General features: G+C 68.8%; 15 protein-coding genes. 9 read left to right on the top strand and 6 right to left on the bottom strand.

Annotated features, from left to right (window positions below):
• The first annotated feature begins 166 nt into the window (after window positions 1-166).
• On the top strand, window positions 167-2,575 hold the full coding sequence (locus tag ASD84_RS23385) for an ATP-binding protein (RefSeq protein ID WP_056716504.1): 2,409 nt from the start codon (window positions 167-169) through the stop codon (window positions 2,573-2,575).
• 25 nt (window positions 2,576-2,600) lie between these two features.
• On the opposite strand, the gene ASD84_RS23380 is transcribed toward ASD84_RS23385, so the two are convergent.
• The 4 genes from ASD84_RS23380 to ASD84_RS23365 form a co-directional block, all read right to left on the bottom strand.
• Window positions 2,601-3,209, bottom strand: a complete 609-nt coding sequence (locus ASD84_RS23380) for a hypothetical protein (protein ID WP_156392269.1) — start codon at window positions 3,207-3,209, stop codon at window positions 2,601-2,603.
• Window positions 3,206-9,319: an RHS repeat-associated core domain-containing protein gene (locus ASD84_RS23375; protein ID WP_156392267.1), complete on the bottom strand. Its 6,114-nt coding sequence runs from the start codon at window positions 9,317-9,319 to the stop codon at window positions 3,206-3,208. The genes ASD84_RS23380 and ASD84_RS23375 overlap by 4 nt, the downstream gene beginning before the upstream one ends.
• Window positions 9,316-12,909: a LamG domain-containing protein gene (locus ASD84_RS23370; protein WP_156392265.1), complete on the bottom strand. Its 3,594-nt coding sequence runs from the start codon at window positions 12,907-12,909 to the stop codon at window positions 9,316-9,318. Before ASD84_RS23370 ends, ASD84_RS23375 begins: the two co-directional genes overlap by 4 nt.
• Window positions 12,910-13,034: 125 nt before the next feature.
• Entirely contained in the window at window positions 13,035-13,934 is a 900-nt protein-coding gene (locus ASD84_RS23365) for an MBL fold metallo-hydrolase (protein WP_200954705.1), read from the bottom strand.
• 222 nt (window positions 13,935-14,156) lie between these two features.
• Here ASD84_RS23365 and ASD84_RS23360 point away from each other — a divergent pair, with 222 nt between their 5' ends.
• From ASD84_RS23360 to ASD84_RS23335, 5 genes are read left to right on the top strand one after another with little or no spacing between them, the layout of a single operon-like run.
• Complete coding sequence (locus ASD84_RS23360; protein ID WP_056716487.1) at window positions 14,157-14,954, top strand: enoyl-CoA hydratase/isomerase family protein; 798 nt, start codon at window positions 14,157-14,159, stop codon at window positions 14,952-14,954.
• Window positions 14,954-15,832 carry an MBL fold metallo-hydrolase gene (locus ASD84_RS23355; protein ID WP_056716484.1) on the top strand — a complete coding sequence of 293 codons (879 nt, stop codon included), beginning with the start codon at window positions 14,954-14,956 and terminating at the stop codon, window positions 15,830-15,832. The genes ASD84_RS23360 and ASD84_RS23355 overlap by 1 nt, the downstream gene beginning before the upstream one ends.
• A 58-nt stretch (window positions 15,833-15,890) precedes the next feature.
• Window positions 15,891-16,667 (top strand): SDR family oxidoreductase, encoded by a 777-nt coding sequence (locus ASD84_RS23350; RefSeq protein WP_056716481.1) that lies wholly within the window; start codon window positions 15,891-15,893, stop codon window positions 16,665-16,667.
• A 43-nt stretch (window positions 16,668-16,710) separates the two neighbouring features.
• Window positions 16,711-18,831 (top strand): MBL fold metallo-hydrolase, encoded by a 2,121-nt coding sequence (locus tag ASD84_RS25935; protein ID WP_235531240.1) that lies wholly within the window; start codon window positions 16,711-16,713, stop codon window positions 18,829-18,831.
• Complete coding sequence (locus ASD84_RS23335) at window positions 18,828-19,076, top strand: hypothetical protein (protein WP_056716478.1); 249 nt, start codon at window positions 18,828-18,830, stop codon at window positions 19,074-19,076. The genes ASD84_RS25935 and ASD84_RS23335 overlap by 4 nt, the downstream gene beginning before the upstream one ends.
• 67 nt (window positions 19,077-19,143) lie before the next feature.
• On the opposite strand, the gene ASD84_RS23330 is transcribed toward ASD84_RS23335, so the two are convergent.
• A complete protein-coding gene (locus ASD84_RS23330) occupies window positions 19,144-19,986 on the bottom strand; it encodes an enoyl-CoA hydratase/isomerase family protein (RefSeq protein ID WP_056716476.1) in 843 nt (280 codons plus the stop codon).
• A gap of 137 nt (window positions 19,987-20,123) precedes the next feature.
• On the bottom strand, window positions 20,124-21,152 hold the full coding sequence (locus ASD84_RS23325; RefSeq protein WP_200954704.1) for an AraC family transcriptional regulator: 1,029 nt from the start codon (window positions 21,150-21,152) through the stop codon (window positions 20,124-20,126).
• Between the two features lie 87 nt (window positions 21,153-21,239).
• Between ASD84_RS23325 and ASD84_RS23320 the strand changes: the two genes are divergently transcribed.
• The 3 genes from ASD84_RS23320 (at window position 21,240) to ASD84_RS23310 (ending at window position 25,223) form a co-directional block, all read left to right on the top strand.
• Complete coding sequence (locus ASD84_RS23320; RefSeq protein WP_200954703.1) at window positions 21,240-22,196, top strand: AraC family transcriptional regulator; 957 nt, start codon at window positions 21,240-21,242, stop codon at window positions 22,194-22,196.
• A 107-nt stretch (window positions 22,197-22,303) separates the two neighbouring features.
• Window positions 22,304-23,209: an alpha/beta hydrolase gene (locus ASD84_RS23315; protein WP_056716473.1), complete on the top strand. Its 906-nt coding sequence runs from the start codon at window positions 22,304-22,306 to the stop codon at window positions 23,207-23,209.
• Between the two features lie 10 nt (window positions 23,210-23,219).
• Window positions 23,220-25,223: an acetoacetate--CoA ligase gene (locus ASD84_RS23310; protein WP_200954702.1), complete on the top strand. Its 2,004-nt coding sequence runs from the start codon at window positions 23,220-23,222 to the stop codon at window positions 25,221-25,223.
• Window positions 25,224-25,251 lie beyond the last annotated feature (28 nt).

The raw sequence follows: 25,251 nt of genomic DNA, 5'->3' as shown, positions 1-25,251 counted from the left end.
ACCGCATGAGCGTGTCGCAGTTCGGGCACGGTTCGGTCAGGTCAGCCATGCGCCCAAGCCTAGGTCTGTCGGGGCGTGGGGTGTGGTCGACACGACGGCGTCCTGGACCCAGGGCGTTCTCGGGCAAGCAGGTGCAGACCGAACGGACGTCGATGAGAATGGCGCCATGCCCCGGAAGCTCCCGTCGGGAACGGTGACCTTCGCCTTCACCGACGTCGTCGGCAGCACGCGCGCCTTCATCGAGCATGGACCGGCCTACGTGGCAGCCCTTCCTGTGGTGCACCGCGCGATCGCCGCGTCGACCACGGCCCACCACGGCGTGGTTGTCGAGACCGAAGGTGACGGCGCGTTTCTCGCCTTTCCCGATGCGCTGCAGGGACTAGAGGCGCTGAGAGAGATCCAGTCCCGACTGGAGCGACAGCCCGACGACGGACCGTGGCTCCGGGTCCGGATCGGCGCGCACACCGCGGAAGCCGAACCGGTGGACGACGGCTATCTCGCCCTCGGCGTCCACGTTGCGGCCCGCGTGTCCGCGGCGGCCTGCGCCGGACAGGTCCTGCTCAGCCAGGCGCTGGTCGACGAGCTGGGTGCTGCCGCACCACAGTCGGTCGTCGACCTCGGCGCCTTCGACCTCAAGGACATCCGCGAACCTGTGCGGCTGTGGCGCGCCTGCGGTGACTCCACATCGCCCCGGGCGACGCCGGCGCGACACACGAACGTCGCCGAGCCGCTGACCAGCTTCCTGGGGCGACAGCAGGAGCTCGAGGAGCTCGACCTGCTCCTGGGGACGCCGGGCCTCGTGTCTGTCGTGGGGCCCGGCGGCACCGGCAAGACCCGGCTCGTGAGCGAGTACGCCCTCAGCCGGGCATCCGGGCGGCCGTCCGGGATCTGGCTGGTCCAGCTCGCCTCTCTGACCGGCCCGGGCCAGCTGCTCGGAACGATGACGACTGCGGCTGGCTTTCCCGGTACGACGACCGTGAGCGCGTTCGCCGACGAGCTGGCGCGACGCGGTGACCCGATCCTCGTCCTGGACAACTGCGAGCACCTGGTCGACTCGGTGGCAGACCTGGTCCACGACCTGCTCGTCGAGGCCCGTTCACTGCGCATCCTCGTGACGAGCCGCGAACCGCTCGAGGTCCCGGGCGAGCGGGTGCTGCGACTGCGCCCCCTCGCGACCGGCAGGCCCGGAGACGGATCCGCCGTGGCCGACGACCTGTTCATCGCACGGGCCCGGTCGGCAGGTGCGTCCCTCGGTCCGTCGGACCGTGACGTCGTACGCGACATCAGCCTGCTCCTGGACGGCCTTCCGCTCGCCGTCGAGCTCGCGGCCGCCCGGGTCGGAATGCTCCCGCCGACGGACCTGCTGGCCAACCTGCGGCAGGGCCGGGTCGCGCTGCGGCAACGCGGAGGTCCCGCACGCCAGCGCAACCTGGAGTCGTTGGTGGGATGGAGCCTCGACCTCCTGGACGACCGGCATCGCGACGCGCTGCGGGTGCTCTCGGTGATCCCCGACCGATTCAGCGCATCGATGGCCGTCGAGCTTCTCGCACGGATGCCGGGGTTGCCCGCCAATGCGACCGTCGAGCTCGCGCGACGGAGCCTCATCGACCTGGATGGTTCTGAGTACCGCATGCTCAGCACCATCCGCGACGTGGTGCGCGCCGACCTCGTGGACCATCCCGACCTCAAGGAGGCGGCGACCGAGGCCCTCTTCGACTGGGCGGTCCATCGCTCGGCTCATCCCGACACGCTCGAGTCCGTCAGCAGCTGGGAAGCACGCGCGATGGAGGACGCCGTCGCATGGGGGCTGACCCATCAGCGCGAGGGCGCAGGCGACGTCATGCGGCAGGTGGCCCGTTGGGCCACCACCCACACACGCTCCCCCGAGGTCCTCTCCCTCGCCGAGACGGTGATCGCGACGATCCCGCACCCGACCAGCGTCGACGAGGTCCGCCTCGTCTCCGCTGCCATCCGGGTCCTGATCGGGCTGCACTCGGAGGTCAAGGTGACCGAGGACCTGGTGCGGCGCGTCATCGCAGCGGGTCGCGGAACCGCGGATCCCGAGACCCTGCGCGAGGTCGCCGGCGCCACCTCGTCGATCATGCTCAACCTGGGCTTCCCCGACGAGGCCCTGTCGCTCCAGCAGGAAGCCGTCCACCTCGCCGAGACCACCCTGGCGCGCGCCGGAAGCCTCGCCGACCTGGGCTGGGTGCACCACATGCGTGGCGAACTGGAAGAGGCCGAGCGCATCTACGAGGAGGCACTCGCCATCACGCCGCCGGAGGTCTTCAACCACCTCACGCTGATGGGCAACATCGCCGAGGCCCAGCTCGATGCGGGGCGCTTCGATCAGGCTGCGGCCCAGGCCCGCAAGGCGCGACGTGCAGCCCAGGGCGATCCGATGCTCGCCGCCTGGACGCTCGGTCTGCTGGCCATTGCCGAGATCGGCCGCGGTCCGAGCGAGTCCGCACGGTCCATCGCGGCACAGGCCGAGGCCGAACTGGTCGAGGTCACCCGACGGGACAGCCCCATCGGCTACGTCCTGGACCGCCTCCGCGAGGTCCGGCCCAGCTGACTTCGCCGGACAGTGCGGAAGCGCGTCAGCGGACCTTGCCCAGCACCCACTCCGCGACCGGGCTGTCGGGGTCGGTTCCTAGCAGCTCCTCGGCCGCCGCGCGGGCCCCTGCCATGTCGCCCGTCCCGAGCAGGAGCAACGCCTCGACTGCGGGCGTCGGCAGCAGGATCCCCGAGCGAGACTTGTCCACCAACGCCGCGCGCTCGCGCGCGAGCCGCAGCAGCACGTCCCGGTTCGCGATCCCACCGAGCTCGTCGAGCCGTGCTTCGAGAGCGGCCACGAACGCCGCAACCGCCTCCGCGTCTTCAGGATCGAGCGCCCACGCACCCCCGGGCGTTTGACCTGGCGGTGTCAGCCGACCCTGCCACAGGCCGTGTGACGTGCTCGGCGTACCTCGCACCGGACGCCCGCGATGGACGAACTCCAGGTGTGGGGCGACGACCACACCGAGGTCCACGTGGAACTCCAGCGGCGCCCGTCCCGACGGGTAGGCCCGGAACTCCGCCACCGCAGCGTCGCCGTCCCCGAACGGACGGCGGAACCGCAGCTTGTCGCGGACCCACCCACGCTCCTTGAACGGCGGTACGGCGACCGCGCGCACGAAGCTCTCCAACGTCGGCATCCCTTGGCTCACGCCGCCAGACAGTACGCCGACGCCGCGAGCGCCGCCGGCTCGTCCAGCGTGCCGACACCCGTGATGTCGTCGGCCCACATGACCGCCGCCGAGACGCACGACAGCCCGCGCTTGGCACCCTTGACGAAATCGAGCACGCCTCCGAGGCCGCCCCCGCCGTCATCGGGCTCGTACTCCGGCACCGGGACAGGTTCGGGCACGGGTACGGGCGGTGTCTCGATCTCGGCAATCTGGAGCTTGGGGACACGCTTGCCGCCGATCCGCCGCTCCTCGTTCTGCGGACCGTCCGAATAGATCAGCGCACCGCTACGAGCTCCCGGGACCGGGCTCGACGGGATGCTGTACACGACATCACTGTCGTAGCCAGTCAGGTAGGGCCCACCGATCGACCAGCCGAGGTGCGCAGTGACACCCGCCTTCTTGTACGCGAACACGTACCACTCCGCCTCCTCCTGGGCGAGCTGCCACTGCGAGGCCGACTTGGTCTCCCAGACCCACAACTCACCGTTCATGTCGGTGTAGACGATGTCCGCGAAGCCGTCGAACCCGGTGCCCTTCTTGCTCCCCAACGGCACCGGCACGTCGGTCCGCACGATGCCAGGAGCGTCCACGCCAGCCGGCCCGACCATCAGCCGGACGATGTCGGCCCCCGTGTTGTTGGCCATGTTGTGGCGTGTGGACCGGTCGCTCGGATTCACTGAGCCCGCACCCGAGGTCGAGGTGGCGGAGTTCATCGCGGCGTTGATCGCGCTGATGATGTCTTCGAGCCAGTCGTCGATACCCCAGGCACCCGCAGGATCGGCCACGTTGACGGGGTTGTTGGCACCGTAGGTGTAGCCGTTGAGTGACTGGCCGTCCTGCTGCGCGAGCAGCGGGTCGACCGAGAGGAAGCGACCCAGCTCGGGGTTGTACTCCCGGGCACCGAGGTGCGCCAGTCCCGACGCCTTGTCCTGGGGCTGACCGAGGAAGCGTCGGTCGTCGGGCCAGGCCGGGTCGGTCCCACGCGGCACACCGAACGGATCGCTGAACCTCTTCGCTCTGGTCGCGGGAGCCGCAGCGTCCCACTGCGCCGCCGCCGTGCCATGGTGGTCACCGGCCAGGAAGGTCAGCTTGCTCGTGGTGCCGGGTTTGCCCACCCGCACCCCCACCGACTGCCCACCGTGGTTGTAGGTGCGCATACCCGACACGGCGAACGACGTCACGCCGCTGGTGACCGTCTTCACCGACTTGACCACGGTCGCGCCGAGGTAGAGCGTCGTGGTCCCGGCAGCGCCGTTGGCCGGGCGTCGGATGAGCAGGTTGCCGTCGGCGTCGTAGATGTTGGTGTACGTCGTTCCAGACTGGCTGAGGTTGTCGAGGCGGCCCTCGCTGTCCCACGTCATCGTCTGGGCGACGCCGCCCGGGGACTCCGAGCTGACGGTCTCGCCGGCTTTGTTGGCGCAGAAGGTGTCGGTGTCGTTGACCGTCGTCCCCGTCTTGGCCTCGGTCTTGGTGAGGACGTGCGGGCCCATCGTCGCCGAGAGGCAGGTGCCGCCGTAGGTGTAGGTGGCGACCTTCGCCGCTGCGGTGCTGGTGAGCGGCCTGAAGGTGACCGTGTTGCGCAGCCCTGACGGCTTGTAGGTGTAGTCCTGCCAGTAGTGCTCGGCACCGGTGTCCAGGTTGGCTGTCGTCCGGTAGGCCGTCGTGCAGTTCGCGGTCTTCGGAGTCCATGCGCTCGCGAGCCGCTGGTAGCCGTCGTAGGCGAAGCACTGGTGATCGGCGTTGGCGACCGAGGTGTCAGAGATCGCGGTGACCTTGCCGACGTCGTCGTAGGTGTAGTTGAGGTCGAGCAGGTGGTTCGTGCCGCCGTACTCCGCGGTGTCGAACCGCTTCACGCGGCGCAGGCCGTCGTACTCGGTGTTGAGCCAGACCCGGTTGACGTTCGAGTCCGAGAGTCCGAGCGTCGTCTGCAGGTTGTCGCCGAACTCGGAGTACTGCGTGTCCAGAACGACGCCGCTTGCTCCGGACAGCTTCATCGGCTGCCCGGAGGCGGTGTAGGTGCGACTGATCGTCTCGGCTGGGAGCCCGGCGACGGCCGGCTCGGTGCTTGACTGGATCGTGCCGTCGCGGTTGAAGACGCTGGTGACCTCGAGCGTCGCTGGAACCCGGTTGCCCGTTGGAGTCGCCGGCGGCTCGACGACCAGCGGGTCGTCGGCCGGGAGCGTGATCCGGGTCCGCGTCGGCCGGTACATGTTGTCGTAGGCCAGGATCGAGCGCGTGTAGTCCTTGCCCGCCTCGCGCCGGGTGGACCAGTCGAGCTGGCCGTCGGCGAGATCGTCGAAGTGCCACGACGCGACCAGGTTCGCCGGAGCCACGACGCCGGCATAGGTCGCCGTCTTGCGGTTCAGCGAGTCGTACTCATAGCTGAGCACCCGCCCCACCGCATCCTTGGTCGACTCCACGCGGTCGACCGTGTCGAAGACCGTCGTGGTGGTGCCTTTGTCGGGGTCGGTCGAGGACACTGTCCGTCCGTGCAGGTCGTAGCCATACGTCCACACCGTGTCGTCGGGACCGGTGAGCTTGCTCAAGCGGCGACGCGGATCGAACTCGAACTTCGTCCGGGTGTACGTCGCCACGTCGGCGTCAGGACCGGAGTACGTGCGGCGCTCGACCACCCGGCCGAGGACGTCGGTGACCTGACGGCTGGCCGAGCCCCCGGCTGGCGGCTCGATCGCGACCGAGTCACCCGTGTAGTAGGTACGCGTCGTCTTGCTGACCCGTGCCGTTGGCGTGGAGAAGTACGTCGTCTCGGCCGTCGGGCGGCTCGCGCCGTCGTACGTCGTGTCCACCTGGACCCCGCTACCCGGGTCGACGACCTGCCGAATGCCGTTGGGTTCGGCGTTGTCGTCCCACACGTCGGTGAACGAGCGCTGGGTCAGGCCGCGGTGGTCGTAGTGGGTGTCGGTGAGGATGCGTCCACCCCTCGGCGAGGGCGTCTGTGTCTGCCGCGGGCGCAGCAGCGCGTCGAAGACCTCGTACGACGCGATGTGGTTCTGCGTGTTGCCCTGCGGCGCATACGTCGCGATCCACGAGCCCTTGACGAAGCCGTCAGCGTCGACCGCACCGCCCATGGAGTACTCGAACTTGGTGATGGGCGTCGACCCGAGCGAGCGGTTGGCGATCGGCGTCCAGACCGCAGTCAGGCGGCCCAAGGCGTCATAGGTGCGCTCGGTCATCTTGCCGTTGCTGTCCACTGCGCTCACCGGCAACATCCACGCCGCGTCGTAGCTGGTGGTCAGGGTGTGGCCCTTGTCGTTGGTCACGACCGTCGACTGGGGCACGCCGGCGCCGGCTGGGGTGTAGCGGGTCTTGTTCACGGCCTGCTTGGCGTTCGTGACGTCCAGGACCCGTCCGAGCGTGTCGTAGGTCGTCGAACTGACCGCCTGCCACGACGGCACGCCTGCGGCGTAGCCGGTTGCCCGGGAAATCCGGGTCTCGTTGCCTTCCGAGATGCTCTGGGAGTCCCAGGTCGTCGAGCCGTCGTAGAAGTGCGCCACGTCCTCGAGCACGTCACCGGGGGTCGCGTTGTTGGCCGGGAGCACGGCGGCGTCGTACGCCGAGCACGCGCGAGCCACGACCTGGCGCCGCGCGACCAGGGTGTTCAACTGGACGCCGCCCGTGCGGGCGTACCAGGTCTTGGCACAGGTGCGCTCGGTCGCGGCAGCCGTCTCCGGCTGGTTGACGTAATTGTCCACCAGACGCGGCTGACCGAACTGGTCGAAGTCCGCGACGTCGGTCGTCGTCGAACGGTAGACCGGGCTGGCGCCCGAGGTGATCCGCTGCCATTCCTGGGTGGTCTTCTCGCGAACCATGAAGCCGCGGACGGTCACGCTGGAGGCAGTCTTGCCGTCGAGTTCGCCGGCCGGGAACGTCATTGTCTGGGCGGTCGACGACCACGGCGTGTGAATGGATCCGGACAGCTGGATGCCGTAGGTGCCCGCCGAGGTGCGACCGTCGTAGACGACCGTCTCCCTCTCGAACCCGGCGTACTGGTCGGCATCGGTGATGGCCGGTGAGCGAACGCCGGTGACCGAGACCTGCTTGGTACCTCCGCTGCCGTTGCGGTCGCCGTCCATTCCACGCAAATAGGTCGTTCTGGTGGCCGAGCGCAGCGGGGCGTCCGCGTCGCCGACGAGGGTGGTCACGCGGTCGTAGCCGCGCCACTGCGACCACGTCCGGTAGGCATCCGCCACGAGCGGGTTCTCGTCGTAGCGCCAGGCCGCGTCGTCGCTGGCTCCGTCCTCGTCGCCGTAGACGTAGCTGGTGTTCTTGGCCTCGCCGGTCGTGGTGTCGACCTCGCGGACGTTGGTGACGACGTACTTGTTGAACCAGTCGCGGGTCGGTTCGCCGCCGTACGGCGCCCAGTAGACCGGGAAGCAGCGCCGGGTGTTGGTCGCCGGCGTCGGCAGGTCAGTGCTGGTGCAGTCCTGGGCCGAGTAGGTGATGTCGATGACGGCACCAGTGTCGGTGACCACTTGGCTCAGACGCGGTCGGATGAGCGGGGCGATCCCGTCAGTTGCTGTGTCGACCCTGTTACGCATCGACTCGTCCAGGCTCGGCACGAGCAGGATCGGGCGGACGTCGATCGGTGTCGCGGCCGCGAGGCCGCTGTGGGTGATCTTGGAGAGCCAGAGCACCTGGTCAGTAGTGTCCCCGACATCGCCGGGGTCGACCCACGTGTGGTCGAGGGTCCAGCGGTCGACCTCACGACGGTTGCTGGTCGCGGTGGCAAGGCTGGTGGTGACGCGGGTGAGCCTTTTGCGGCTGAAGAACGCGGGCGCCGGGTCCTCCTTGCATGGACCGTCGACGTCGCAGATCGAATCGAACGGCACGTCTGGCCAGCGCGCCTTGGTGGCATCGGTCAAGGACGAGCAGTCGGCGGCAAGACAGCGTTCGGCGTACCCCAGGTCGATCCCCTGAGGGGCGGAGGTCGCACTGCCGTCAGTCTGGAAGATGGCGCCGCGGCGCAGTCCGTAGTCGATCCGGCTGAGATAGCCGCCCCGGATGTAGCGGGTCGGCGAGTTCTCGTTGCCTGAGCGGGCGTAGTAGTTGGCCTCGGGGGTGTACCAGTAAGTCGCGGCGTTGCCGTGCCGGTCCGAGACGAGGTCCAGATTCCAGCGCCACGCCTGCTGGCACCAGGAATCAGCAAAGGTGGTCTTCTTGCACACGTCGGCGCGTGCAGGGTCGCCTGCGTCGTCGGAGTACACCGGCACCGTCCAGACCGAGTTGGTGACCGGCGAGCCGTTCGTCCATCCGGGCAGCCGATTGAGGCCGAAGTCGTACGTCGTGCCGTCGCCGGTCTCGACTCGCCACCGCTCGCCGTCGTTGTCGCCATTGGTGGCGCCGTCGAGGCGGGTCACGATCGTGCCGTCGTCCTCCTGGAGCCGGAATGAGTCGGCCCCAGTGGGGATGAGCACGCTCGAGTGGCCGTTGAGGACCAGGCGCAGCTGCTCATGGCGCCAGCACAGGTCGTACTTGGAGGTGTGTCCGTCGTCGTGGCACGACAGATAGCTGCGCTCGACGTACGACGAGCTCAGGGACATGCCCTCGCCCAGGGCCGAGGGTTGGTTGTTGGAGGTGAAGGTGCGCCCGTCCGTGCTGCCCGAGTCGTAGACGACCGAGAGCCGTGGCGTCGTACCAGCCGCCGCTGGCGGCAGCCTGAACGGGAAGGTCCACGTGTAGGAGCCTGCCGATCCGCCGGCAGCCCAGGTCGACGACGCGGCCAACGGTGTCGCACTGTAGTCGCCGTTGCCGGTCTGTCCCTGGGTGACCTCGCCGCCCGCGGTGAGGGTGGCCGCCGGCGCGAGGCGCCCGGTCGCATCGGCCTGCTCGCGCAGAGCCTTGCGGCCGTTGTCCTGAGAGGCCCGCCAGTTGGCGAGAGCCTTCTGGTGCGTCTCGCGTCCGCGCTTGGAGCGCAGCGGGGAGACATCGTCGGGCTTGCCTGCGCCCGGCGCTACGACGGCGGTCGGCGTCGACAACGCGATGGCCTCACCCGAGGCGCTGTTGACGGCCACCGTGCAGGCGGTGACGAGGACGAACCCGAACGTGAATACCTTGTGCGCGACCTTCACCACTCCACTCCGTTCACCGAGCGGATCTGATCAGCGGTCAGTGCGCCGGCCCAGATGCGGACACCTCGCAGGCCCCCCGGCAGCAGGTCGGTCCAGCCGGTGCCGGACGATCCCCGGCCGGCACTGAGCTCACCCGTGCCCTGCGCGGGCTGGGTGTAGGCGGCCTGACCGAGCTCCACTTCGCCGAGGTGGAGCCGGATCACGCCGCTGCGGGCGTCGTGGACCGCAGCAAGTCGAACCGCCTGGTCCAAGGTCGCGGGGACGTCTGGGTTGCTGGCCTCGCTCGGCGGCGCGGAAGAACCGGAGGGTGCCCAGCGGCCGAACGTGAACACACCGACCGCCTTGCCATTGGCGTCCACGCCGCGCTTCTCGAACCACAGAGCCCAGGACGAGCTGCCCTGCGCCACGTTCCCCTGCTGACCTGTGACGCGGGCCCGGTAGCCGTTGGGCTTCTGGCTCAAGCGTTGGGAGTCGAGTCGGAAGACTGCCTCGACGGTGAAGGAGCCGGTCTCGTCGACCATCGGCCCGGTGGCCGCCAGCGCGTCGTCAACGCCGTCGAGCTCGACGTACCCATTGGCGACGTCAAAGGTGGCGCCGTTGACGCCGGTCAGTGCGGGGCGGGCGAAGGCCGAAACGTCGGGCAGGGACGAGGTGCCCATGGACCTGGTCGACCAGGAACCGACGAGGCTGAAGGTCGGCGCACCGGTCTCCGGGTCGATCGTGGCGACGTCCGACAGCTCAGTCTGCGGGACTGCGCGCTGCCACACCCGAAGCTCGTCGACGAGACCGCGGAACGGCGCCTGTCCCGATCGGCTGCCCACCTCGAGCGGACCGTCGGTCGCTGTGGGCGCGGCGGGCGCAACGGCTGGGGCACTGGCGACGGTCCTGCCGTTGACCGACAGGGACAGCGTCTTCGCAGCCGGGTCATACACGCCGGCCACCAGTGTCCAAGCGTTCTTGCCTGCAGGCGCGGGCGAGGTCGCGCGGACCCAACGGGTCGCGGTGCCGTCGTTGTAGCGCCACCCGAAGGACCAGGAATCGCTCGCAGCCAGGTAGTCGAGGCTCGCACCCGACATGCCGGAGACAGAGCTCTGGCTCATCACCGTGCGGTCGGCCGCGCCATCAGCAAGCATCACCCAGGCCGCGAAGGTGAACGGCTGCTCGGTGCGGACCGCGACGCTTCCGCTCCTGGTGACGCCCGGAGCGCCGCTGAAGCTGAGGGCGCGGTCGAGGGGCAGGCCGTTGGCGTCGCGGAGCTCGCCACGACGGCCGGTGCCGGCCGGGCTGATCGTCGCGCCGGCGCCGACTGTGAGCGGGTTCTGTGCGCCCTCCGCGTTGGAGTCGGCGACCTGCGCGCCGTCGTCGCGGGTGACGTGCCAGCGCCCGAACTCCCCAGGGGGAGCAGCCACGTTGAAGCGATAGGTGTACGGAAGGCTGGCCCGGTCGAGCACGTCGTAGGCCGTCACCCGAAGCGAGTGCGGCCCGTAGGTCCCGGGTGTCACGGTGGACGTGGTCGTCGTGCTGGTGACCGTGGCGCCCGCTCCGGTCACCGACGAGGCGTAGCGCTCGATGTTGGGATCGTCGTCAGTCGGGTTCGGAGCCAGGGCGAACTTGCCGGGCACTCCCGGACCGCCGGTCCAAGCGATCGTTCCGCCGGTCTCTTCGGGGTAGACGCCGTCGGAACTTGTGACTTGCGGGGGCAGCGGTGCGTCCGTGTCGATCCGGAAGTAGCACCAGCCGCTCCACGTCGACTCCAGGGTGCCACTGCCGACCTCGGCAATGTTGTAGTAGGACTGCGTCAGCGCCCGCACCCGATAGGTCGTCCGTTCCTTGAGCGTCAGCCCGAGGTCCGCCATCCGCAGCAATTCGGTGGTGTTGTCAGGGTCGAATCCTTGTCCGGAGGCGGGTTTGTAGCGATAGCCATCGGTCGTGCCGATGGAGTTCAACCACGATGACGTGGCCGTGTCGTAGCGGTCGAGCTCGAACTTCGCGCGGAGCTCGCCCTGAGCCGTGCCGGTCGGCGGGTCGACAGCGGTCTGCATGATCGCCCGGAAGGTCGGCTGGGTGTACGCGGTGATCGTGAACGGGCTGCTGCTGTCGCAGTAGTACGAGCCGGCCGACAGCACGCCCACGCCGGTCGGTGTCGCGGGCTTGCGCACGTAGTCGACGCGGAGCACGCCGGCCTGGTCGAACCGCTTCCACGCAATCTGGTCGGACTCGTCCTGAGCACGCAAGAGCAGGGTCAGCCGGGAGATCGTGCCCGCCGCGAGGTCGCCGGCAGCATCGGTCAGCGCCGCACTGCGGAACGCAACCTCGCGATCGGGGCACGACGTGCTGTAGCCGTAGGCAACGTTGCGGGTGCCGAGGTGACGGACCACGGACGGGCCTGGCCAAGTGGAGGAACTGGAGATCGCGCCGGTCTGCTTGAGGTCGACCTCGCGTGCCGAACACGAGGCGGAGTGCCGTTCCACCGAGGCGAACTCGGCGCCGACGACCTTGTCGCCTGAGTTGAGCGTGCTCCGGCCGAACTCGTAGTAGAGCCGCTTGATGTAAGGACCGGTGCAGAAGCTGCTGTACGACGTGGGGCAGCGGCCCATGCCCTCGTCACCGGTGAACTGCCAAGCCTCTACGCCGTCCGAGCGGAGCATCGTGCGCTCGGCCCGGTCGATCGGGAGCGTCGGGTCGACGTAGACCGGGTAGACCGTGTCGGGGTCGCGCAGCAGGGAGGCGAGCGGACGTACGCCGATTCGTGAGCCGCTGACCGTGGTCCGCATCGCAGCGACCCTGTCACCGCGGCCGGGCCCGAGGTGAGGCGCCCGGAAGCGACTGCCGTCGGTGCGCCGACCTCGGCTGTCACGCGGCAGTGCTTTGTCGGCAGCGTCGCCGCTGGAGTCCCACATGACCGGCTGGGGCGAAGAGAAGACCGTCTCGGCATTCTCGTCCACCACCGCGAAACCGCCGCTCGCGTTGGGCACGATGCGGCCGCGCCGCGCCTTGGCCGGGAAGCTCAGGTCACTCAGCTGTGAAAGTGCCGCCGCCTTGCGACTCTTGAGGACGTACACCTGCTGCACGCCCTCGAGGGTGGCCGTCAGCCGTAGGTCGACGTCGGGGAAGACATCTGGGTACGTCGCCGTGGGACCGTCCACGACCGGGGTCCGCAGCGTGCCGGGGAGGTCAAGGGAAACTCCCCGCCCGTGGAACGTCGCGGTGAGCTGCCGCTCGCCGGCGCCCGGCAGCGTCAGCAGAACCGCGGATGAACGCGGCCGCAGGCTGCCGTCAGGCAGCGTCACCAGGGCGAGATCGAGGGGCGCCCACTCTCCTGCGAGGTCTCGGCCGAAGACCGGCACCGTGGATGTCTCGAGGCTGAGCGATGCGCCGTCGGGGTTCGCGAAGGTCTGGGAATACTCGTCCCTGAGCTGGGTCACCTCGACACGCTGGCCGACTGCCTGGGCGCGCGCCATCACCGACGCAACCGGGTCCGTCTGAACGGCGGGTGGCGGGCTCGCAGCGCTGGTGCCGGCCAGACCGGAGAGGACCACTGCGCCGCCCGAGAGCGCCAGGGAAAGACACAACGACAGAGAGCGACGCACGAGACCCCCAGAGACCGAGATGATGCCGAGTGGGCGTCATCCTGCACCACCAGGCAGGTCCAGGCGAGTGATTCCGGCGAAATCGTCAGCGCAGTGCCGCATGTCGAGGACTCTCGGTAGACCCCTCAGGCATGACAGCTCAGCGGCCTTCCGCCGTTGTAGGTCACCATGTCCGCGAGGGCGGCGCCAGCGTCCAGTGGACTCCCCCATGGCTCACCCCGGACCTCCGCGTACGCGCGGTGGAGATTGCCCACGATCCGTTCACGATCGAGCAGGTCGGTGAACTCACCGAGGTCGGTCTCCAGTGCAGCCTCGAGCGGCGTCAGGCCGGCCGCCACCCCGGCGACCGCGACATCCTGCACGAACCGGAGATAGCGCACCACGTCGTCGATCACCTCGGGGCCGCTGACAGCTCCGTGCCCGGGGACGATCGTCTCCGCACCCAGCTGCTCGATCACGGCCAGCGTCTCGAGCATCCCGCCGACCGAACCTTGGACCACGAACGGCGTGACGTCCCTGAAGAGGAGGTCACCAGCGAACAGGACGCGCCGCTCAGGCAGCCACACGATGGTGTCGTTGTCAGTGTGTGCGGGCAGGCCCAGGTGCCTGACCTCGCATCTCAGGTCGTCCACGTGAAGGGTGACGCTCTCCTCGAAGGTCAGGAACGGAGGAGCGAGCACGACGTCGCCCCACTCGACATCGGTCCAGAACGGTGCTGACCGTGGCAGCCCCCAGGCCCGGAGGGCCGCCCTCGAGCGCTCCTGACCGACGATGGTGGCTGTCGGGAACAGGTAGTTGCCGAAAGTGTGGTCGCCGTGGTGATGGGTGTTGACCAGGGTGCGGACCGGCTGGTCGCTGATGCCCGCGATGATCTCGAGGTAGGCCGTCGTGCGGGCTTCCGTCGCGCAGGCGTCGATGCTGATGACCCCGTCCGAACCGACCACGAATCCCGTGTTGTTGATCCACCAGCTCCCGTCGGGTTGGACGTAGGCATAGACGTCCTCGCTCACCTCGACTGCTTCCACGAGATCCTCCGCTCCACCGCTCCGTACGACTCCTGATGGCAGCGTTGGCCCAGATCAGGCGCCTTGCAAGCCCCGCCGCGCACCGAGGCATGGCCGTACCAGCACCGGGCAGACGCGTCCTAGTGGACAACCAGTCGGCGTTCCTACGGTGGCAGGACCGGTACCCATCGATCGAGTCACTGCACCCACAGCGGGCCGCAGGTCCTCGGGTCAGGAGCTTCAATGAGCCAGGTGCTCTTCGAGATGAGCGACGACGTCGCGATCGTGACCACCTCCAATCCGCCGGCGGAGCTCTTCGACGCTGGCCAGATCGCAGGCCTGCGCGCTGCGATCCGTGGGGCGACCGAGCAACGCGCGCGAGCGATGCTGATCAAGAGCGATGCGCGCCTCTTCTCCGGCGGGGCGGACGTTGCCACGGTCTTCCACCGCAGGTCCCGCCAGGAGGGTCGCGACCTGCTCGCCGACGGCATGGAGGTGATCGCCGAGCTGGAGGACGCACCGTTCCCCGTCATCGCGGCCGTCAACGGCCTGTGCTTCGCCGCTGGACTCGAAGTCGCGCTCGCCTGCGACTTCATCTATGCCGCCGACGACGCCGTCTTCTCCCAGGTGGAGGCATTGATCGGAGTGACCACCCTGCTCGGCGGTGTCTATCGGCTCGCTGAGCGGTGCGGACCCGCGATCGCACGCGAGATCGTCTACACCGCTGACCAGTACACAGCCGATCAGTTCGCGCAGTGGCACATCGTCAACCGGGTCGTTCCCGCGGCGGACCTGCACCAGGTCGCCCTCGATGTCGCGCAGAAGATCGCGAGAGGTCCGGCGCTGGCGCACCTGCAGACCAAGCGCCTGGTCCGGCATGCGCTTGCCCACGATGCACGCGCTGCTGACCGCCTCGTGCTCGACGAGGCCACCAGCGTCTACGACACCGAGGACATGCACAACGCGGTCGGCTACCTGGTGGAGCACGGTGCTCGCAAGTTCCGGGCGAACCACCATCTCATCGCCTTCGAGGGCCGCTGATGGGTACGGCGGCCGGCGGGCTCTCCTACGAGGTCCTGGTCGTGGACGGTCAGCCCATCCCCGGACGACCTGCGCCCGACGGATCCCCCGCCATGTGGTCACCGACGTCGGCCACGCTGATCTGTGGCGAGAAGTCCGCCGTCCTCGTGGACGGCCTCACCACCAAGGAGCACGCCTCAGCGCTGGTCGAGTGGATCGACGGCCGAGGGCTGGAGCTGCAGGCGATCTACGTCACCCACGGACACGGTGACCACTTCTTCGGCCTCGGGCCGCTCGTGGCGCGGCACCCGGACGTGGCAGTGGTCGCTCTGCCCGAGGTGGTCGAGCACATGCGGGAGCAGGCCTCCCCCGAGATCTACGACAAGCTGTGGGGCCCGCTCTTCGGTGACCAGATCCCGGAGGAGATCGTTTCAGCCGCGCCACTCACGGGCGACCGGATCGACCTCGAGGGTCATTCCCTCATCGTGCACCGCGGGGGCCACTCCGACAGGTCGGACACCACGTTCCTCCACGTCCCCGAGCTGGACCTGGTCGTCGCCGGCGACATCGTCTACAACGGAGTGTTTCCCTTCACGCTCGACACGGACCGGGCCAGTCGCGACGAATGGCGCGAAGCGCTGGACCGGATCGCTGCCTGCAGGCCGACCCACGTGGTCGCGGGCCACAAGGCACCGGGCGCCGACGACGATCACCGTCACGTCGCCGAGACCCGCAAGTTCCTCGACGACTTCGACGCCGCTCTCGACTCCGGAGCATCGGCGGAGGAGATCTTCGACAGCCTCGTCACGACGCACGACGGACGGCTCAATCGGACCGCCCTGTGGGCCGGCGTGTTCGTCCACACCCGGAGTCGGGACGAGGCCGCCGCGGCGATCTGACGCCTTGGCGCACTCGCGACACCCACCCGTCACACCCACCGACAGCAAGGACACCACCATGCAGGACCTGTTCTCCATCGAGGGCAAGAAAGCAGTCGTCACCGGCGGCACCCGCGGCATCGGCTACATGATCGCCGAGGGCCTGCTCAAGGCTGGAGCCGAGGTCTTCATCTCCTCGAGGAAGGCCGACAGCTGCGAGCAGGCCGCGCGCGAGCTCGGCAGGTTCGGACTCGTCCACGCCTTCGCCCGGGACCTCAGCCAGGAGTCCGAGTGCCGACTGCTCATGGAGGACATCGCGGAGCACACCGACACCATCGACATCCTGGTCAACAACGCAGGCGCCACCTGGGGCGCGCCCCTCGAGGAGTACCCCGAGAGCGGCTGGGACCGGGTGATGGATCTCAACGTCAAGGGGGTCTTCAACATGACGCGCTTCCTGCGCCCGATGCTCGACAGGGCCGCCGCACCCGGCGACCCGTCCCGGGTCATCAACATAAGCTCGATCGACGCCACCATGGTGCCGCTGTTCCCGGCCTTCGCGTACTCCGCTTCCAAGGCTGCGGTCAACCACCTCACGGTCCACCTGGCAGCCGAGCTCGCGCCGACGATCCTCGTCAACGCGATCGCACCGGGACCGTTCCACACCAAGATGATGGACGCGATCCTCACCGAGCACGGTGAGGAGATCCGCGCCATGACGCGAGTCGGACGGACCGGCGAGCCGGACGACATCGCCGGCGCCGTCATCTTCCTGGCCTCCCGCGCCGCCACCTACGTGACCGGAGCTGTGCTCCCCGTCGACGGCGGTCTCAGCACGACCGGTCCGGCCCACTGACGCGGAGCACCAGCACCGTACCGGCGAACAGAAGGAGCGCAAAATGAGAGCCATCGTCTATGCAGAGAATGGGCCTTCCTCCGTGCTGCGCCTGGTGCACCGCGACCTTCCGGAGCCGGGAACCGGCGAGGTGCGGGTCCGCATCGTCCGATCAGGTGTGAATCCCACGGACTGGAAATTCCGTGCCCGGTTCCCCCTCGCCCACGACGAGGTCTCGCCAGGCCAGGACGGTGCAGGAGTCATCGATGCGATCGGCCCCGGCGTGGAGACTCTGGCGGTCGGAGATCCTGTCTGGGTGCTGCTGGCCCAACACGGACGCGCCCACGGCACCTCGAGCCAGTACACGGTGCAACCCGTCGAACGGGTCTTCCCCCTGCCGTCGGGTGCAAGCTTCGACCTCGGAGCCTCGCTCGGCGTACCAGCTGTCACCGCACATCGGGCGCTGACCTCGGCGCAGGACGGACCGACGAGGCTCAGCCCGGGCGCACTCGACGGGAAAGTCATTCTGGTTGCGGGTGGCGCCGGCGCGGTCGGCAACAGCGCGATCCAGCTGGCGCGCTGGGCCGGAGCAACCGTCATCACCACGGTGTCGGGCCCGGAGAAGGCCGCCCTCGCGTCGGCAGCCGGCGCCCAACACGTCGTCAACTACCGCACGAGCGACGCGGCCGCCGCGATCCGGGCCATCGCACCGGGCGGCGTCGACATCGTGGTCGAGGTCGCTCCGGCACAGAACAACGAGCTCGACCTGGCGGTCATCAGGAACCACGGCACGATCGCCATCTACGCCGACAACGGCGGTAGCACGTTCACGGTCGACATCCTCAGGACGTTCTGGCTGAACGTGCGCTACCAATTCGTGCTGCTCTATCCGCTCGATCCCGAGCTGCTGCAGGCTGCGGCTGAGGACATCAACGCTGCAGTGGCATCCGGCGGCCTGCAAGTGGGCCGGCAGGTCGGTCTGCCGCTGCACCACTACCCGCTGGACGACGCCGCCGCTGCCCACGACGCGGTCGAGGCCGGCACGATCGGAAAGGTCCTCCTGGACATCGACCGACCGGTCGAAGCGACCCCCGCGGTCACTCCTTCGTTCAGCTCCACGCCCACGAACCACGCCATCTCCCCGGACTCGGGCCGGCACTGGGCCGACCAGGGTGCCTGGCAAGTGGCGCCGGGTGTCCACCGAATCCCGTTGCCGCTGCCTTCCGACGTGCTGAAGGCCGTCAACGTGTACGTCATCGAGACCGACGCCGGACTCACCATGATCGACGGCGGCTGGGCGATCGACGCGGCGCGAGAGGTCTTCGAGCGAAGCCTGCGCCAGCTCGGGGCCGGCTTCGGTGACATCGACCGGTTCCTGGTCACCCACGTGCACCGCGACCACTACAGCATGGCGGCCGCGCTCGGAAAGGAGTACGGCGCGGACGTCGCGCTCGGAGCCGACGAGAAGGCCACCCTCGACCTGCTCAACGACCACAGTCGGCCGCGCACCGAGACACCGTTCTTCGCCAGTCTCGTCAGCGCGGGCGCCGCAGAGCTCGCCGAGCGGTGGAACCAGGTCGAGAGCGCCGTGCCGAACCAGTCGGTCTGGCTCTACCCCGACACCTGGTTCGAGGGCGACCACGAGATCCCGGTCGGCGGGCGGACCCTGAATGCCGTGCACACCCCGGGGCACACCGCTGGCCACTACGTCTTCGCCGACCGGTCCGCTTCCCTGCTCTTCGCCGGCGACCACATCCTGCCCACGATCACGCCGTCGATCGGGTTCACGATGCCGCCGGCGCCCGACCCCCTGGGCGACTTCATGGCGTCGTTGACCAAGGTCCGGGCGCTGCCCGACCTGCGGGTCCTGCCGGCGCACGGTCCCGTTGCCCCGTCCACCCATGCACGGGTGGACGAGCTCCTGCTCCATCACGAGACACGGCTGGCGAAGAGCCTCGCGACCCTGGCAGGAGGCGGGCGGACCGCGTACGACGCAGCGAACCAGCTCACCTGGACCCGCCACGAGCGGTCCTTCGACGAGCTCGACCTGTTCAACCAGGGCATCGCCGCGATGGAGACGAAGGCCCACCTGGAGCTGCTCGTGGCCCGCGGCTCGGCCATGCGCACCACCGCGTCCGAGGGCGTCGTCCTCTTCGCGACGACTCCCGACCTGCCAGCACGATGACCGTCACGATCCCGAGCGACCCGTTCGACCTGCCCCTGCCTCCGCTGGTCGTGGGGCGCTACCGCTCCCCCGACGGCCGGGCCGAGGTCGCGTTGCGCAGCAACGTCTGGGTGGGCGGAGCATGGTGGTCGTGCCTGGACCGGACCTTCCGGGCCGCGGAACGGCCAGCTCACCCACCGCGGACAACCACCGCTGCCTGCAGCGGCGTCGAGGTCGAGTTCCGGGCGCTCCCCCGGCTCGCCTGATCGTCCAAACGCACCGCCGCGCACCCTCAGCGATCGCTGGAGGTGCGCGGCGGATCAAGCGGTGGGTTCAGATGCCGGCGCTCTTGGGGAACGGTCCGTTCTGGATGAAGTCGCGGCGCTTCTCGTACGGCAGCTCGAGGAAGTGGATCATCGCGGCCTTCGCGTCGTCGGACTGCATCGCCTCCATCCAGAACAGGCTCTCCATCTCGAAGCCCGCCTGGATGTTGGTGTCGAAGCCCTTGTAGATCGACGCCTTCGCCTTGGCGATGCCGACCGGCGGAAGCGTGGCGATCTCGCGGGCGATCTCGAGCGCACGCGCCGGAGCGTCGTCCACGACCTCGGTCACGATGCCCATGTCGAGCGCCTCCTCCGGCGTCACGACGAGGCCGCGCAGGATCATGTTGACGGCTTTGCCGAGGCCGACGAGGCGGGAGAGTCGCTGGCTGCCGCCCGCGCCCGGAATGATGCCCAGCCGCACCTCGGGCTGGCCGTAGCGGTAGTCGCCGCGCTCGCCGATCCGGATGTCGCACGCAAGCGCCAGCTCCTGGCCGCCGCCCATGGTGTCGCCGTTCATCGCAGCGATCGTGACCTTGGGCAGAGCCGCGACCTGGTCCAGCAGTGCCTTGAACTGGCGCACCACCTCCGCGGCGTAGCGCGACGTCTCCGGCTCCTTGACGACGAGCTCGTAGAGCTCCTCGACGGCGAAGTGCGTCAGGAAGCCGACCTCCTCGGGGCGGGACTGGAAGACCACGGCACGGTACTTGGGATCGGCCATGACCGGGACGATCTTCCCGAGCTGGTCGAGGGAATTGACGTTGAGGTAGTTCAGGGGGCTCGAGGAGAACGTCACGACGAGGACGCCGTCGACGTCCTCCAAGGTGAACTGTTCGGTGGATTCGGGCAGAGACATGGTCCAGGCGCCTTTCGTTGTGGTGGCTGTCACAGCAGGCTATGAAGCCGCCGCGGCGCCCCACTAGAACGACCGCGCCTCGCCGTAGGACGCCCGTGCCCCACCCTCCGTGGCGCGCCTTCCGCGCTCGGCTGCAGTCACCGCTCGGGATCGGTCGCTTCGCGCCGGAGCCGCGACGGCGACGTACCGAACCATCTCCGCGCGGCACGCGTCAGGCTGGACTGCTCCCCCAACCCGAGCTGGGCAGCGATGCGCGCGAAGGACATGTCCGATGTCGTGATCAGCTTGCGCGCCTCTTCGCGCCGCACCTGGTCCACCAGGTCCTTGAAGCCGGCGCCCTCGGCGAAGAGACGTCGCTGGAGCGACCGGGGGTGGAGGCTCAGCAAGCGCGCCACCTTCGCCAGGTCCGGACGATCCGGCCCGTGCTGGCCTTCGAGGATCTTCATGACCAGGTCGGTCACCGGAACGTCGTCCTGCCCGAAGTGGGTCTCCAGGAAGTCGACGGCGATGTCGCGCAACAGGTCGTTGCCCCCGACGACGGGAACGCTCAGCAGGTGCCGCGGCACCCTCAGGATCGCGTGCTCGCAGTCGAACGCCACCTCTGCTCCGAAGTGCTCGCGATAGGTGACCGCAGGGGCGAGTGCTGCATGGGGCAGCTGCACCGAGCGCAGTCCGTAGGGCCCCCCGCCGCTGACCAGCTCCACGACCCGATGGACGAGGCCGATGCCGTAGTCGATCGACTGGGGTGAGGCCGTTCCCGTCGAGCTGGCAAAGCGAATGGCCAGGACACCCGAGTTTCCCAACGGGTCGGGTATCACCTCGTGTGAAAGGGCCGGGCTCATCACGAAGAGGAAGCGACTCGCACAGTCGAGCGCGTCACCGACGGTGCGTGAGTTCTCCATGGCGATGGCGAGCGGCCCCAGCACGTGCGGGTCCTGCCGGGCAGCCATCCGCAGACCAAGGTCCGGCAGGTCGAGACGCTGCGCGGCGTCCTCGATGAGGCGTTCGACGACCTGCAGGCTGACGAAGGCGTCGTGCTGGGTCGTCAACCCTTCATCGATGCCGTACGCCGCGAGGTAGTCCTCGCCGTTGCCGCCGAGCTCGGTGATCAGGGCCGGCAGGCCGCGCAGGATCGACGCACGGATCGGGAGATCGGTGTCGCGCAAGGACAAATCCTTGTCGTCTGAGGGCAAGTAACCGAGGTCACATCGAAGCACACTACGAACAACCGATGAAAGACCAGGAGCACCACCGTGACACTGACCCAGTTCAAGCCTGCGCCCCTCTCGGAAGCCCTCACCGATGAACGCCAGTTCCATTGGCGCGCCGCCGTGAACGACCGTGTGGCGACGATGGACCTGCGCCCGACCGGGCGCATTCCGGGCGTCGGCACGATGACGGCACGCGACCTCGGCGACCTCCTGATCACCGACTGGCGCAGCCCGGATGTCGAGGGCGTGCGCGGGTCCGCGATGACGGGCAAGGACGCCGAGGCGCTGCTGGTCTTCACGGTGACCACGGGCCGGCAGATCATCCAGACGCCCCAGGAGACGGTCGTCCTGCGCCCCGGCGCCATCCTGGTGATGAGCACACGCACCACGGGCAGCTTCGTCGTGCCCGAGACGATGAGCAAGCGCACGGTACGCGTTCCCCTGACGGCCCTCGCGCCGTACGACACCGGTGCGCGCCTGCCAGACTTCCTCTGCCTGGACACCGTGGCCAACCCCCTGGCCCGGTTGACGCAGGACTTCCTGATGGGCGTGGACGCGCAGCTGGAACAGATGTCGCCGGCTGACGTCGAAGGCGCCCGCACTGCCCTTCTCGTCCTGATCGCGGGAATGATCCGCGCGACCCATGCACCCGACGTCAGCGAGACCGACTTCCTTCCCTTCCTGCGCCAAGCGCTCGAGGACTGGATCCTGGCCCACCTCACGGACGGTGCCGTCCGGGTCAGCGACCTCGCGGCCGCACACAACGTCGCGCCTCGAACAGTTCACCGCGCCTTCGCCGCCACCGGCGACACGATGGGCTCAGTGGTGCGTTCGCACCGCCTCGCCGCAGCCCGCAACGACCTGGTGCACACGAGCGCTTCCATCGCTGCCATCGCGCACCGCTGGGGATTCTGCGACGCCAGCCACTTCGGCCGGGAGTTCCGTCGCGAGTTCTCGATGTCGCCGGGCGACTACCGCGGTGCACACGGCATCGCCTGACGCATGGCGCTCGGGTACCAACGCCGGGCACAGGCGTTCTATGAGGCGCAGGTCACAGATTCCTAGGGTCGTAGTACCCCAAGACCACGACAGAAGGCGGCCCCCAAATGACTCGCGAGAACATCGAATTCCAGGGCGAGGGTGACGTCACCCTGCGCGGCTGGTTCTACCCCGCAGAGAACGCCACAGCACCCGCGCCCGCTGTGGTGATGACTCACGGCATGACGGCCGTCAAGGAGCTGTACCTCGACGACTACGCCGAGTACTTCGCGGCGGCCGGCCTCAACGTCGTCGTCTACGACCACCGCAACTACGGCGAGAGCGACGGCCTCCCCCGCCAGGAGACCGACCCGGTGCTCCAGCACCGCGACATCCGCAACGCGATCAGCTACGCGAGCACTCGTCCAGAGGTCGACGCCGCGCGGATCGGAGTGTGGGGCACCAGCTTCGCCGGCGGGCATGCCCTGATCGTGGCGGCCATCGACAAGCGCGTGAAGGCAGTCGTCTCGCAGGTGCCGTTCGTCTCCGGCTCGCGGTCGTTCGGTGCCCAGGTACGCGCCGACCACGCGTCGCACGTCCGGGACCAGTTCAACGGCGACCGGCTCAACCGCTTCGTCGGCGGCGAGCCGGCGCTGCTCCCGGCCATCACCGAGGACCCCGCCGGGCAGGCGATGATGCCGGCCCCCGACGCCTACGAGTGGTTCAGCAAGGGCAGCGCGACCCGTGCCCCGAACTGGAAGAACGAGGTGACGGCTCGCAGCCTGGAGTGGGCCTCGGAGTACGAACCGGGCAGCTACATCAGCCGGATCTCCCCCACCCCGCTGCTGATGCTCGTCGCCGACAACGACACCGTGGCGCCGTTCCAGTTCGCGCTCGACGCCTACGAGGACGCGCGGGAGCCCAAGGAGCTCAAGATGCTCTCCGGCGGCCACTTCGACGCCTACGGCGGACCCGGCTTCGAGGAGTGCGCCTCCGCGGCACGCGACCACTTCGTCAAGCACCTGCGCGCCTGAACGATCGATGATGAGCACCACGACCGATCGTCCCGATCCCACCGGCCTCGCCGCAGACCCGGGCGTCATCATGCGTCCCGCGTTCACCGGCGCCGAGCTGGCCGCGACCGGACTCGGCAAGTACGTCGCCTGGCTTGCCGACCACGGTCGGCGCTTCGACACCTACCACGACCTGTGGGCATGGTCCGTGGACGACCTCGAGGACTTCTGGGCTTCGCTCTGGGACTTCTACGACGTCGCGGGCTCCCGCGGCAACTGCGTCCTCGCCGACCGTGCGATGCCAGGTGCCAGCTGGTTCCCGACAGCACGGCTGAACTACGCCGAGAGCGTCCTGGGCGGGGTCGACGACCCCAGCCGCGTCGCGATCGTCGGAAGGTCGCAGACCAGAGCACCGGTGGAGCTGACCTTTGGCGAGCTCACCGACCAGGTGCGGCGAGCTCGCGCGGCGTTCCAGTCGCTCGGCGTACGCAAGGGCGATCGTGTCGTGGGCTATCTCCCGAACGTCCCGGAGGCCGTCGTCGCCATGTTGGCGACGGCCTCCCTCGGTGCGACCTGGGCGTGCTGCCCACCCGAGTTCGGCGCGAAGAGCGTGATCGACCGGTTGGCCCAGCTCGAACCCACGTTGCTGATCGCCGTCTCCGGCTACACCTACGGCACCAAGGAAGTGGACCGCACGGCCGAGCTGCAGACGATCCGGGCCGCGTTGCCGACGGTCCGAGACGTCGTCGGCCTGACCTACGGCATCCACACGGTCCCCGACGCCCACGTCTGGGAATGGTTGCTCGAGGAGCAGAGCACAGAGGTTCCCCTCGAGTTCGAGCCGGTGTCCTTCGACCACCCCTTGTGGACCCTGTTCTCCTCGGGCACCACGGGCCTGCCGAAGGCCGTGGTGCACAGCCATGGCGGCATCACCCTGGAGCACCTCAAGCTCCACGGTCTGCACCTCGACACCCGCGACGGCGACCGCGTGCTGCTGATGACCACCACCGGATGGACGGTGTGGAACTGCCTGGTCAGCGCCCTGATGGTCGGGGCGAGCATCGTGGTCACGGACGGCAACCCGCTGCACCCGGACCTCGAGGAGCCGTGGCGGACCGTGGCGGAGACCGGAGTCACCCTCTTCGGCACCAGTCCCGGCTACCTGATGGCCTGCCGCAACGAGTCCATGCGCCCGGGAGACACCTTCGACCTGAGCGCGGTTCGGACACTCGGGGTGACGGGCGCCGTACTGCCCGCCGAGGCCTACGACTGGTTGTACGACGTCCTGCCGGCCGATGTGTACCTCAACTCCATGAGCGGCGGCACCGACATCTGCTCCAACTTCGTGTCGGGCAACCCCTGGGTCCCCGTCTATCGCGGTGAGCTGTCGGCGCCGACGCTCGGCGCTGACGTCGCCGCCTTCGACGACGACGGCAACGAGGTGACCGACCAGGTCGGCGAGCTCGTGATCCGTGCGCCGATGCCATCCATGCCGGTGGCCTTCTGGAACGACAACGACATGGAGCGCTACCTCGCGGCGTACTTCGACATCTACCCGGGGATCTGGCGCCACGGCGACTGGGTCACGGTCTCCGATCGCCAGAGCGTCGTGATCCAGGGCCGTTCGGACGCCACGCTGAACCGCGGAGGCGTCCGGATCGGTACGGCCGAGTTCTACAACCTCATCGAGGCGCTGCCTGAGGTCGAGGACAGCCTGGTGGTCCATCTCGAGGACCTCACGGGTGGGCCCGGCGAGCTGATGTTGTTCGTGCAGCTGGCCGAGGGCCACGAGATGGACGCCGACACCGTGAAGGCGCTCAAGACCATCATCCGCAGGGAGCTCTCGCCACGCCACGTTCCCGACCTCGTGGCCGCAGTTCCCGCGGTGCCACGCACCCTCACGGGCAAGAAGCTCGAGACCCCCATCAAGAAGATCCTTGCCGGCGCTCCGCCGGAACGGGTCGTCTCGCCGGGTTCCGTCACCAACTACGACGCCATCGAGGCCTACCGGATCGCGGCCCTGAAGACGGTGTGACGACCCACCCCGACCCGACGGGTCGGCC

Origin of the sequence: Nocardioides sp. Root682 (genome assembly GCF_001427795.1) — a bacterium.
Classification (GTDB): Bacteria; Actinomycetota; Actinomycetes; order Propionibacteriales; family Nocardioidaceae; genus Nocardioides.
The sequence above is the reverse complement of the archived record's forward strand: the minus strand, read 5'-3'. Positions and strand labels throughout refer to the sequence as shown.

Excerpts from the sequence above, each read along its gene's own strand:
- ASD84_RS23385 (WP_056716504.1), top strand. The coding sequence starts at position 167 with ATGCCCCGGAAGCTCCCGTCGGGAACGGTGACCTTCGCCTTCACCGAC.
- ASD84_RS23360 (WP_056716487.1), top strand. The coding sequence starts at position 14,157 with ATGAGCCAGGTGCTCTTCGAGATGAGCGACGACGTCGCGATCGTGACC.
- ASD84_RS23355 (WP_056716484.1), top strand. The coding sequence starts at position 14,954 with ATGGGTACGGCGGCCGGCGGGCTCTCCTACGAGGTCCTGGTCGTGGAC.
- ASD84_RS23350 (WP_056716481.1), top strand. The coding sequence starts at position 15,891 with ATGCAGGACCTGTTCTCCATCGAGGGCAAGAAAGCAGTCGTCACCGGC.
- ASD84_RS25935 (WP_235531240.1), top strand. The coding sequence starts at position 16,711 with ATGAGAGCCATCGTCTATGCAGAGAATGGGCCTTCCTCCGTGCTGCGC.
- ASD84_RS23335 (WP_056716478.1), top strand. The coding sequence starts at position 18,828 with ATGACCGTCACGATCCCGAGCGACCCGTTCGACCTGCCCCTGCCTCCG.
- ASD84_RS23330 (WP_056716476.1), bottom strand. The coding sequence starts at position 19,986 with ATGTCTCTGCCCGAATCCACCGAACAGTTCACCTTGGAGGACGTCGAC.
- ASD84_RS23315 (WP_056716473.1), top strand. The coding sequence starts at position 22,304 with ATGACTCGCGAGAACATCGAATTCCAGGGCGAGGGTGACGTCACCCTG.
- ASD84_RS23310 (WP_200954702.1), top strand. The coding sequence starts at position 23,220 with ATGAGCACCACGACCGATCGTCCCGATCCCACCGGCCTCGCCGCAGAC.